The organism is Stutzerimonas chloritidismutans (genome assembly GCF_038562055.1).
GTDB classification, from domain to species: Bacteria; Pseudomonadota; Gammaproteobacteria; order Pseudomonadales; family Pseudomonadaceae; genus Stutzerimonas; species Stutzerimonas chloritidismutans_A.
The window spans coordinates 1-3,236 of sequence record NZ_JBCFXD010000031.1; the positions used below are offsets into that span (position 1 = coordinate 1).

3 protein-coding genes are annotated in these 3,236 nt (G+C 56.1%); 1 reads left to right on the forward strand and 2 read right to left on the reverse strand.

The features are described 5' to 3' along the window. Positions 1-111 precede the first annotated feature (111 nt). Positions 112-717: a molybdenum cofactor guanylyltransferase MobA gene (mobA, locus tag AAGW23_RS21940; protein WP_102821480.1), complete on the reverse strand. Its 606-nt coding sequence runs from the start codon at positions 715-717 to the stop codon at positions 112-114. Between the two features lie 230 nt (positions 718-947). On the opposite strand from mobA, the gene AAGW23_RS21945 reads away from it, so the two are divergent. After that, positions 948-1,979, forward strand: coding sequence for an acyltransferase family protein (locus AAGW23_RS21945; protein ID WP_125024062.1), 1,032 nt, complete (start codon positions 948-950; stop codon positions 1,977-1,979). Positions 1,980-2,124: 145 nt separating this feature from the next. Here AAGW23_RS21945 and AAGW23_RS21950 read toward each other — a convergent pair whose 3' ends face one another. Further along, positions 2,125-3,105: an IS5-like element ISPa52 family transposase gene (locus AAGW23_RS21950; protein ID WP_021209969.1), complete on the reverse strand. Its 981-nt coding sequence runs from the start codon at positions 3,103-3,105 to the stop codon at positions 2,125-2,127. Between the last annotated feature and the right edge of the window lie 131 nt (positions 3,106-3,236).

Consider the following 3,236-nt stretch of genomic DNA (forward strand, 5'->3'; position numbering starts at 1 on the left):
CAAAATCAGGGTAGAAATCGGCCCAAGAAACGCAGAATAAGGCCGGTAGGTTGAAAAAACCGGGTTGAAAAAGGGGGGACGGTGAGAATTGGCTAATTGTTCAGCGTCTCCCTAGGACGAAGTTCCCCTCGAGCCAGTGATCTTGAGCAGCTCCGGTGTATTCAGGTTGGCGAGGCGGGGGTCGCCCCGGTGTACCTCAAGCGCACGGGCGCCAACATGAAGAAGTGCACGCAAAGGGCTGCGTTCTCCAGATTGCCAGCAAGCGTCAACTTCGGCCTGTCGGCCGGTGGGAATTATGCTGAACAGGGGCTCCCACTGGCCTTCGCAGCTCAGCATGACTGGCCTGTCTGGCTCTTCGAGCGCGGTCTGGTAGAGCGACTGCAACAAGGGGCGATCAATCAACGGGGTGTCGCACGGCAGTACGAGCATCCAGGCGTTGCGAGCAGCTGCAAGACCGCTGCGTATTCCAGCAAGGGGCCCTGGGAATCCCTGCTCTTCATCGCTAATCAATCGATCGGCATAGGCCGAGTAGCGGGCTCGATTGCGGTTGCAGGACAGCAGGAGGTCGTCTGTCAATGGCTGAACGGTCTCATGCAACCATGCAATCAATGGGCGTCCCTGCCATTCGACCAGTCCTTTGTCCTGTCCTCCCATGCGTTGCCCACGGCCACCCGCCAGAAGCAGGATGGAGCAGGAAGGCAGTAGCGGGTCGGGCATATCATCGCTCCAGAAAAGCTTGCATATAGCGCTCGGGCTGGCGGTCAGGCAGCGTGCGCGCGGGAGGTGTGGAGGCCTGGCGCTCGGTTTATTGGAATCTGTGTCGCGCTTCGGCGACCCAGGAGTGCTTCAGCTAAACCAACGAAAAATCCTGTTGTCTATCTCCTCCATCCACCCTCTCTGGAAGAGGGTGCCGCCTGCTCATTGGCCGATACAAGGAGAACAATCAAATGCAGGAGAGAAACGTTTGGGTTGATTATGCCAAGGCGATCGGGATCATTCTTGTTGTCTACGGGCATGTCGCGCGAGGCGTATTCAATGCCGGGTTGCCGATGGATGAGGCGCGATTCGTGCTGGTCGACAGCATCATCTACAGCTTTCACATTCCGCTGTACTTCTTCCTGTCGGGTTTATTCTTCTTCGATTCGTTGCAGAAGCGGGGCCGGGGCGGGTTGATCATCAACAAGGTCGACACAATCGTCTATCCCTTTATTGTCTGGTCTTTACTACAAGGTCTGTTCGAAGTCGTCCTGTCGAATTACACGAACGGTCAGGTCACCTTGGTTGAGGTGTTCTCGCTGCTCTGGATGCCGCGAGCGCAGTTCTGGTTCCTGTACGCTCTGTTTCTGGTGTTCGTGGTTTGTGCGTTTCTTTATGCGCGGGCAGATCGGCGCTATTTCTTGCCATTCGTGGTCCTGTTTGGCTTGCTGTATGTCTTCCAGCAGGATCTGACGGTAAACAACATGACCCGCTTTATCCTGGGCAATACCGTCTTCTTTGCATTGGGCGTCTGGTTCAACGAGGTCAAGACGTTCTTCCTTGCGCGTTATACCCAGCTGACACTATTTTTTGGTGCGCTGTTCATCCTGGGGCAGTACCTGTTTCATGTGACCTTCGGTCTGAACTATGCCGATGGCGGCATGGCGGTACTCGCGCTTGCAACCATATCCATCTTTTTCATGATCGCGTTGTCGATGTGGCTAGGTCAGTTTCGCGTGGATTGGTTTCTGTTCATCGGCGCTTCGTCGATGACGATCTACCTGATGCATATTCTGGCCGGTAGCGGGGTGCGGGTAATACTCAGCAAATTCCTCGGTATTGATTCAATCACAGCGCATCTGATTATCGGAACGCTGATCGGTACGGCGGCTCCGTTGTTGGCGCAAGTCGTGATCAATCGTTACAAACTGTACTTCTTGCTTACCCCGCCCGAGCAGATTTCGGCATCTCAGTTCCATATGCGCAAGGCTGTTGCCCACTAGGGATGGTCTGAAGTAGTCGAGTTTTTCTGACTGACTTCAGGCACTGCTGATTTTAAAGCGGGATAATGATCAAAAAACGATCAAGTCGCCGGCTCAATTCGATGCTTGAGCCGCTGCGAGCACCTCGCAGCGGCTATGCCTCGCATTACAGGCGCACCTCTCCTGCAGAGGTCAGTAAATGTCGGCGAGCCATCCACAGATTCGATAGCGCAAACAGCGTAACCATCTGCGACGTATTCTTCGCCAGGCCTCGGAAGCGCACCTTGGTGTAGCCAAACTGACGCTTGATCACCCGGAACGGGTGCTCGACCTTGGCGCGCACCTGGGCTTTGGCCTTCTCGATCTTGCGCTTGGCTTTGTACAGCGCGCTGCGCTTATCCAGCTTCTTGTAAGTGCTGCGGCGGGCCGCGATCTGCCAGATGACTTCGCGGCCTTCATGTTCGGGACGCTTCTCGACGCCGGTGTAACCGGCGTCTGCGCCGACCATGTTCTCCTCGCCGTGCAGCAGCTTATCGACCTGGGTGACATCCGCGACATTGGCTGCCGTGACCACCACGCTGTGCACCAAACCCGATTCATCGTCGACACCTATGTGTGCCTTGGCCCCGAAGTAATACTGGTTGCCCTTCTTGGTCTGATGCATCTCTGGGTCGCGTTTGCCGTCCTTGTTCTTGGTCGAGCTCGGTGCATTGATCAATGTGGCATCGACAATGGTGCCTTGGCGCAGCGACAGGCCACGGTCACCCAGGTAGCCATTGATAACTGCCAGGATGCCAGCAGCCAGTTCGTGTTTCTCCAGCAGGCGACGGAAGTTGAGGATGGTGGTTTCGTCGGGGATACGCTCCAGGCTCAGCCCCGCGAACTGCCGCAGGATGGTGGTCTCGTACAGTGCCTCTTCCATCGCCGGATCGCTGTAGCCAAACCAGTTCTGCATCAAATGAACCCGCAGCATCGCCATCAGCGGATAGGCCGGACGTCCGCCTTCACCCTTGGGGTAGTGGGGCTCGATCAAGGCAACCAAACCCTTCCATGGCACTACCCGATCCATTTCGATCAAGAACAACTCTTTGCGGGTCTGCTTGCGCTTGCCGGCGTACTCGGCGTCGGAGAAAGTCATCTGCTTCATCGGGCTACTCGGCGGGTAGGATCGGGGTATTTTGCCAAATCAGGAAGTCTTCTTCAGAGTGTCCCTAGGGAGACACTGCATAAATAGCCAGCCGCCCCCACCCTTGGCACACTGAGCCCCCTCAACCAGCC